The sequence below is a fragment of the Streptomyces muensis genome, from assembly GCF_021474425.1.
Classification (GTDB): Bacteria; Actinomycetota; Actinomycetes; order Streptomycetales; family Streptomycetaceae; genus Streptomyces; species Streptomyces muensis.
Window position 1 is genome coordinate 1 of record NZ_JAKEIP010000317.1, and the last position, 8,289, is coordinate 8,289.

An 8,289-nucleotide genomic window follows, 5' to 3' on the forward strand; every position below is an offset into this window, starting at 1 on the left:
ACAGGCCACCGGGGGGTGTGGGGGACTACCAGGTGTCGCGGTCACGTCGGCCACCTCCGATTGCGATCCGGTTCCCGGCAGCGTCGGGCAGGCTGACGGAAGGGAACAACGATCCCTGTGAAATCGACGGAATCGGCCATACGCTCAGGCCGATGGACGCACCGCACACCGGCTTCGTGGCCGATTCGCTGGACCGGCGCATCATCAGCGCGCTGCAGATCGACGGCCGCGCCTCCTGGCACCGCGTCGCCACGGCCCTCGGCGAACCGGAACGCACCGTGGCGCGCCGCGGCACCCGGCTGCTGGACTCCGGGCTCGTACGGATCGGCGCCATGGCGGTGCGCGGCCGCAGCACCGTGGTCGGGGTGCGCTGCGCACCCGGCCGGGCCCGTGTCGTCGCCACCGCGCTGGCCCGCCGACCCGACTGTGTCTTCGCGCATGTCCTGACCGGGACCTGGGACTGCGTCGCCGAGGTGCAGTGCCCCCGCGACCGTCTCGCCGGACTGGTCATGGACGAACTGCCGGGCCTGCCGGGCGTCGTACGGACACTGACCCTTCCGGTGCTGCGGCATGTGCGGACGATCCGGGAGTGGCACGCGGGCCTGCTCACCGCGGCGGAGATCGCCGCGCTCACCGACGGGACGCCCGCGACCACCGGCCCCGCGGACCCGTTGCCCACCTTCGACGGCCCAGGTGAACTCCCGCGCCCCGACCGGCTGTTGGTGAACGCCCTGGCCGAGGACGGGCGGTGCACCTACGACGAACTGGCGCGCGTCTGCGGCGTCTCCGAGGCCACCGCGCGGCGCCGGCTGGGCGCGCTGCGCCGGGAGGGCCGCGTCCGGGTCCGTGCCGTCATCGAACCGCTGCTGCTCGGACTGCCGGTGGAGGCCGTGCTGTGGGTGCGTGCCGTCCCGGCCGCCGTCGACACGGTGACGTCGGCCCTCGCCGAGTCCCCGCACGTCCGGTACGTCAGCTTCGTCACCGGTGAGCGCCAACTGCTGGTCCTGACCGCCTTCCCGGACGAGGCGGCGCTGCACGAGTTCGTCACGCGCTCGTCGTGGTTGCGTGAGACGGCGTCCGTGGACGTGTCGCTGGTCCTCGGCTCACTGAAGCGCGGCGGGATGCTCGCGCCGTGGCTGCGCGGCTGACGCCCTGCCGCCGCGCCCGGCGTACCTCCGCAGGACGAGACCAACCTCGCGACACATCCGATGAGTTGAGAACCTCTGGTGCTGTTGGGCTCATTGACAGGCGTAACAGCCTTGCTATGTTCCCGATACACCCGATGAATGCCAACCCCGCCTCATCAACAGCGAGGGATTTCATGGCTGTTCCCATCAGAGCCGCGCTCGCCGGACTCTGTTCCGGCCTGCTGGCCGCGCTCCTCACGACCGCCCCCGCACAGGCCGAGCAGCACGATCAGGCCTGGACCTTCTCCGTGGCGGCCCACGCGCCGCAAGCGCGATTGGCGCTGGACGACACCACCGGCAGGCTCAGCCTCTCGGTGGCCCGCGCCGGCCGTACGGTCATCGAGCCGTCACCCGTCGGCATCGTCACCGAACAGGCCGACCTCTCCCAGGACCTGCGCTTCCTGCACCGCGAGGACCGCCGGATCGACGAGCGTTACCGGACGAAGTCCGGCAAGCGCCTGGAGCGCAGGGTCCGGATGAACGAGACCCGGCTGTCGTTCGCCACCGCGGCCGGCGCCCGCCTGGACCTCGTGGTCCGCGCCTCCGCCGACGGCATCGCCTACCGGTACGTACTGCCCGCCGGTCACGGCGATGTGCTCGGCGAGACCTCCGCCTTCAACCTGCCGTCCGACGCGAGCGCGTGGCTGGGCACCTACCGGGCCGACAACGAGGGCCAGTTCGCCCGGTACACCGCCGAGTCCGCGCCCACCGGCGAGTACTCGGACCAGGCCCTGTTCGCGACCGACGGCGGCTACACCCTGCTCGCCGAGTCCGACCTCACCGGCGGGTACTCCGGTGCCCGGCTCGCCCACGACCAGGGCACCGGCACCTACCGAGTCAGGCTCGCCGACGCCCGGGTCCGCACCGACGACTCCGACGGCCCCCTCGCCACCCCCTGGCGGGCCATGGTCACCGGCGACCTGGCCACCGTCACCCGGTCGACGTTCACCGACGACCTGGCCCCCGCGTCCAAGGTCACCGACCCCTCCTGGGTCCGGCCCGGCACCGTGCTGTGGACCTGGCTCGCGGGCGGCAAGGAGGCAGGCCAGAGCCTTGCGGCGCAGAAGGCGTACGTCGACTACGCGGCCGAGCGGAACTGGCCGTACGAGGCCGTCGACGCGGGCTGGTACTTCAAGGCCGACGAGTGGGACACCACCGACCCGGACTGGCAGACGAACAGCTGGATGCCGGAACTCGTCGACCACGCCCGCGCCAAGGGCGTCGGCATCATCGTCTGGATCCACCAGCGCGACCTCGACACCGCCGAGGAACGCGCCCGGTGGCTGCCCACCCTGGAGCGCTGGGGCGTCAAGGCCGTCAAGATCGACTTCATGGACTCCGAGGCGCAGCCCATGCTCCGGTGGTACGACAGCATCCTCGCGGAGACCGCCGCCCACCACCTCATGGTCAACTTCCACGGCTCCACGATCCCCAAGGGCATCCAGCGCACCTGGCCGCACGTCATGACCCTGGAGGGCGTCGCCGGAGAGGAGAAGCGCACCAACACCGCCGCCCACCTCACCACCCTGCCCTTCACCCGTAACGTCATCGGCTCCATGGACTTCACCCCCGGCGCCTTCCAGCGCGTCGGCCTGCGTCCCAACTCCGACGCCGCCGAGGTCGGACTCGCCGTCGCCTACGAGTCGGGTTTGCAGATGCTCGCGGGCACCCCGGAGTCGTACGACGAACGCCCGCTCGCCCGCGCCTACTTCGACCAGATTCCCGCCGCCTGGGACGACACCCGGCTGCTCGCCGGCCGGCCGGGCGAGGAGGCCGCCCTTGCCCGCCGCAGCGGGGACCGCTGGTTCCTGGGCGGGGTGTACGCCGGCCCCGCCCGCACGGCCGAGGTGCCGTTGGCCATCGGGCCGGGACGCTGGCTGGTGGAGACGGTCCAGGACGGGGCGGGCGGGCTCGTCCGGAACCGGCAGGTGCTGCGCGGCGGCGACACGCTGGGCGTGGAGGTCGTCGCCAACGGGGGCTTCGCGGGGATCGCGTGTCCGTGGCGTCCGGGTGTCATCAGCTGTCACCGCTGACTCTGCGCACATCCCTGGTTCACACTGATGAACATTGCTCACGTGGGTGTACAGCAGTGAGCCGGTCGTGCGACGCTCGGTCAACTCCGTTCTCCCGACCACCAGTTGGAGGGATCAGCATGAGTGTTTCCCGGCGTACTGTGCTGGCCACGGCGGCCGGTGCCGCGGCGACCGTCGCTTCCACGGCGACGGCCGCCTCCGCGGCACCGGCCGCCGCCGATCGGACACCGGCGGCGACTCTGCGCAGGCTCCGCGCGGCGGCCGACTACGCCGTCGACAAGCTCCACGCCGTCGCCCCGACCGTGACCGCCTTCCCGACAGGCACGAAGTTCGAGAAGTGGGTCTACTCGCAGAACGGCGACTGGGTCGGCGGCTTCTGGCCCGGAACCCTCTGGTTGGCCTGGCTCCACAGCGAGGACGACACGTTCCGCGACCTGGCCCTGGCCTCGGCGCGGAAACTGGCCCCGCGCCAGTACGACACCGGCACCCACGACCTCGGCTTCCTCTTCTACCCGTCCTGGGTCACCGCCTGGCGGCTCACGGGCGACGACGCCTGGCGCACCGGCGCCCTCCGCGCCGCCGACTCCCTGATCCAGCGGTACAACCCGCGCGGGCACTTCATCAGAGCGTGGGGCGCCCTGAACGACCCGAAGAACGCCGGCCGGGTCATCATCGACACGATGATGAACCTCGACCTGCTGGCCTTCGCGAGCAGCCGGACCGGCGACGGGAAGTACCTGGACATCGCCGTGGAGCACGCTAGGACGACCCGACGGGCCTTCCTCCGCGCGGACGGATCGACCCCGCACGTCTACGACTTCGACCCGGACACCGGTGCGCCGATCGGCCCGAACACCGTCCAGGGCTACAGCCCCACGTCGTGCTGGTCGCGCGGGCAGGCATGGGGGCTGTACGGCTTCACCACCATGTACCGACGCACCGGGGACCCGGAGTTCCTCGCCACCGCACGCCGGCTCGCCGACTTCGCGGTGGGCGCGCTCACCCCGGACCACGTGCCCGTCTGGGACTACCGCGCCCCCCAGCAGCCGTACGACATCAAGGACGCGTCGGCCGGGGCGATCATGGCGTGCGGTCTGCTCGACCTGGCCGCGGCCACCGGCAGAACCGCCTACCGCGAGGTGGCGCTGCGGCTGCTCACCGCCCTGGCGGAGACCTGCCTGACGCGGAACTCGGCCCGCGCGGAGGCCGTCGTGGCCCGCTGCACCCGCAACCGGCCGGCCGAGGACGGGGTCGAGATCTCCCTGCCGTACGCCGACTACTACCTGCTGGAGGGCATCCTGCGGGTGCTGCGGCCACGGGACGTCGACCGGGCGATCGACCTCTCCACGGTGTGACCGGCCGGGGCCGGTCGCCGACGGGTTCACGCAGGTGGCGTACTCCCTGTGGCGGCCCTCCCGGAGCGGCAGGAGTGTCGGGGCACGGGCGGGTGGACCCGCACGCACCCGGCGACGGGAGGCCGAGAGGATCACCATGCGGCGCTATCCACCCATCGGCGATCACGGTCTGGTCGGAGACCTCCAGACGGCCGCCCTGATCTCCTCCGAGGGCGTCGTCGACTGGTTCTGCGCCCCGCGCTTCGACTCACCGAGCCTCTTCGCCGCACTGCTGGACCACGACCGGGGCGGCCACTTCGCCATCACGGTCGAGGGGGAGGACGTCACCACACGCCAGCTCTACGTCGCCGACACCGCCGTCCTCGTCACCCGCTTCCTCACGCCGGACGGGGTCGGCGAGGTCGTCGACTTCATGCCGGTGCGCGAGCCGCACACCGCCACGGACGTGCACCGGCTGGTGCGGATCATGCGGGTGACCCGCGGCCGGGTCCGCTTCACGCTCGCCTGCCGGCCCCGCTTCGACTACGGCCGCGCCGACCACCGCCTCGACCTGAGCCCGGACGCCGCGCACTTCACCGGCCCCGGCACCGACGCCCACCTCCAGACCGGAGGGTCCCTCGCGCTGGAACGGGACGGCGCGGACGTCCGGGCGGTCGTCGAGCTGCGGCACGGCGAGCGGGCGGCGGCGGTGCTCACGGTGTGCGCGACCGGCGCGGAACCACCCGCCCCGCCGACCGTCGAGGGCCTGCGCACGGACTTCGACGAGGCCCGCACCTTCTGGTACCGCTGGATCCGCCGCAGCCGCTACCGGGGGCGCTGGCAGGACATGGTCAACCGGTCCGCCATCACCCTCAAACTGCTCACCTACGCCCCGACCGGTGCCCCCGTCGCCGCGGTCACCGCGGCCCTGCCCGAACAACCCGGCGGCGAACGCAACTGGGACTACCGGTACACCTGGGTGCGCGACGCGTCCCTGTCGATGCAGGCCCTGCTGCGCCTCGGCTTCACCGACGAGGCCCACGCCTTCCGCCGGTGGCTGGGCGCCCGTCTGAAGTCGGGCCGTACGGTCACCGGCGAACCCCTCCAGATCATGTACCGGATCGACGGCGACCCCCACCTCGCCGAGGAGACCCTGGACCACCTGGAGGGCTACCGCGGCTCCGCCCCCGTCCGCATCGGCAACGGCGCCGCCGAGCAGCTCCAGCTCGACATCTACGGCGAAGCGGTCCACGCCCTCGGCCACACCGACGACCTCGCCCACCTGGCCGGCTACGACGGCTGGCTGGAGCTGGCCGGACTGCTGGACTGGCTCACCCGCAACTGGGACCGCCCCGACGAGGGCATCTGGGAGACCCGCGGCGGCCAACAGGACTTCACCTACAGCCGCCTGATGTGCTGGACGGCGTTCGACCGCGGCATCCGCCTGGCCCGAGACTACGCCCGCCCCGCCGACCTGGCCGGCTGGACCACCGCCCGCGACACCATCCTCCACCAGGTGATGGAGCGCGGCTGGAGCAGCGAGCGCGGGGCGTTCGTCCAGCACTACGGCAGCGAGGTACTGGACGCCTCGCTGCTCCTCATGCCCGCGGTCGGCTTCATCACCCCGCGCGACCCCCGCTGGCTGTCCACCCTCGACGCCATGGAGGCGGAACTCGTCTCCGACAGCCTCGTCCACCGCTACGACCCCGCCGCCTCCCCCGACGGCCTGCGCGGCCGCGAGGGCACCTTCTCCCTGTGCAGCTTCCTGTACGTGGACGCCCTGGCCCGCGCCGGCCGCGTCGACCTCGCCCGCTACGCCTTCGACACGATGCTCACGTACGCCAACCACGTCGGCCTCTTCGCCGAGGAGATCGGCCCCACCGGGGAACAGCTCGGCAACTTCCCCCAGGCGTTCACCCACCTCGCCCTGATCGGCGCGGCCCTCGCCCTGGACGAGGAACTGGAACGGACGGAACGCTGACCGCGGGTGCCACCCCAACTGGAGCGGCGAGCGCGCATGCGCGCTGCCGGCGGTCTCACGAGGCGGGCCTGGGGTCGATCCACAACGCCTCGGAGACGGCGCACAGTTCGCCGTCGGCCGTGGCCAGCGCCGCGCCCATCGTGTGCTTGCGGCCGGATTCCGACAGCAGCCAGGCGTAGGAGATGTACGGCTCACCCGTGCTGACCGGCCGCAGGACCGTGCCGGTGAGGGCCGCGGTCACCGCACCCGGGCGCTGGGTGCCGAGGAAGCGGCCCGCCCAGTTTCCGGGGCAGTCCAGGGCGCCCCAGACGAGGGCGGTCGGCAGCAGGCCGTCCGGGTCGGCGAAGGCGGGGGACGGGGTCCAGGCGGAGGCCACCAGGTCGAGACCCGGCACCGGGGCGCAGTACACCCGCAGACCGCGGTCGGCGGCGCGCAGGCCGCAGCCGAAGCAGTCGACCACACCCGACGGCGGTGCCGCCCGGAACCGCTCGGCCGCGGCCGCCGCCTGGTCCCAGGAGGGCGCGGCGGGCGCGTCCAGCGGCAGCTCGGCGGGGCGTGCCGCGGCAAGAGGCCGCTCGGGCTCGCCCAACTCCACGCCGCCGTCCGCCGTTCCGGCGAGTCGTACGGGCCTCTCCACGGGCACCGGGCCACGGAAGTCGACCCGTACGGTCCGTGCTCCGGACCTCTGCGCCAGAACGCCGGCCACATAGCCGCCGAAGGCCACCCCGGGATAGCCGGAGTACAGCTCGGGCACCACGATCGCGTCACCAGTCGTCATGATCCCCACTTCACCACAGGCGAGGAGACGGCTCGGCCAGGTGTCGGCATACGTCGGGCCCCCGCCGAACGTGTCGGAGAGGGCCCTGTGTGCGACCGACCGTACGGATCACCGGGTCGGCGGACGGTCACCTCACGGCTGTGGGCGCGAGGTGAGCCGGGAGGTCAGGAGGTGGGCATCGAGGAGGGCGATGTCGGCCGTGCTGGCGGCCTTCGCGTAACCGGTGAGCATCCGTTTGGTCAGGACGAGCGCTTCGGGGGAACGGCGGGCGAGAGGCTTGGTCCAGGCGGCGACGGTGTCGTCCAACTGGTCGAGGGGGGCGACCTTGTGCAGCAGACCGAGCCGGTGGGCGGTGGTGGCGTCGAAGACGTCGCAGGTGAGCATGAGTTCGCGGATCCGGGCGGCGCCGACTTCCGAGACCAGCCGGCCCATGGCGCCGCCCCAGGCGGGCGCGAGACCGATGCCGACCTCCGGCATCCGAAACCGGCAGCTGTCCGCTCCGGCGCGCAGATCGCAGTAGGCGGCGAGGGCGAGACCGGCGCCGACGACTTTGCCGTGCAGCCGGGCGACGGTGACGGCGTGGGTGTTCTCCAGGGCCTGGCACAGCCGGTGGGCCTTGTCCGCGATGCGGCGCAGCGCGGCTCCGGACGGGTCCGAGGCCAGGGCGTCCTCGTACTCCTGGCGGTCCGCTCCCAGACAGAAGTCGTCGCCCAGGGAGGACAGGACGACGATGCGGATGTCGGGTCGTTCGTTCAGGGCGTCGAGGACGGTGATGAGCTCGTCCAGGACACCGGTGCTCAGGGTGTCGTCCTTGCGGCCGGGGTTGAGCCGGAGGTGGAGGAAGGGGCCGGACTGCGCGATGTCCACGTGCCCGGGTGCGAAAGCCGGTGCCGGTCCGGACACCGGCACGGGTATCGGGACCGGTGCGGCGGCGGAGGTGGAGGAGGCGGGGGCGGTCAGGGGGTTCATGCGAGGG

6 protein-coding genes are annotated in these 8,289 nt (G+C 72.5%); 4 read left to right on the forward strand and 2 right to left on the reverse strand.

The window, feature by feature from the left end; genetic code table 11:
- Window positions 1-152: 152 nt before the first annotated feature.
- The 4 genes from L0P92_RS39125 to L0P92_RS39140 all read left to right on the forward strand — a co-directional run bounded on the left by L0P92_RS39125 (window position 153) and on the right by L0P92_RS39140 (window position 6,535).
- Entirely contained in the window at window positions 153-1,148 is a 996-nt protein-coding gene (locus L0P92_RS39125; protein ID WP_234767899.1) for an Lrp/AsnC family transcriptional regulator, read from the forward strand.
- 173 nt (window positions 1,149-1,321) lie between these two features.
- Window positions 1,322-3,220, forward strand: a complete 1,899-nt coding sequence (locus tag L0P92_RS39130) for a glycoside hydrolase family 97 protein (protein ID WP_234767900.1) — start codon at window positions 1,322-1,324, stop codon at window positions 3,218-3,220.
- 119 nt (window positions 3,221-3,339) lie between these two features.
- Complete coding sequence (locus tag L0P92_RS39135) at window positions 3,340-4,575, forward strand: glycoside hydrolase family 88 protein (RefSeq protein WP_234767901.1); 1,236 nt, start codon at window positions 3,340-3,342, stop codon at window positions 4,573-4,575.
- A 136-nt stretch (window positions 4,576-4,711) separates the two neighbouring features.
- A complete protein-coding gene (locus L0P92_RS39140; RefSeq protein WP_234767902.1) occupies window positions 4,712-6,535 on the forward strand; it encodes a glycoside hydrolase family 15 protein in 1,824 nt (607 codons plus the stop codon).
- A gap of 55 nt (window positions 6,536-6,590) precedes the next feature.
- Here L0P92_RS39140 and L0P92_RS39145 read toward each other — a convergent pair whose 3' ends face one another.
- Both L0P92_RS39145 and L0P92_RS39150 read right to left on the reverse strand, forming a co-directional pair.
- The gene (locus tag L0P92_RS39145; protein WP_234767903.1) at window positions 6,591-7,313 is read right to left on the reverse strand and encodes a hotdog fold domain-containing protein; all 723 of its coding nucleotides are present in this window, start codon (window positions 7,311-7,313) and stop codon (window positions 6,591-6,593) included.
- A gap of 132 nt (window positions 7,314-7,445) precedes the next feature.
- Entirely contained in the window at window positions 7,446-8,282 is an 837-nt protein-coding gene (locus L0P92_RS39150; RefSeq protein WP_234767904.1) for an enoyl-CoA hydratase/isomerase family protein, read from the reverse strand.
- Window positions 8,283-8,289 lie beyond the last annotated feature (7 nt).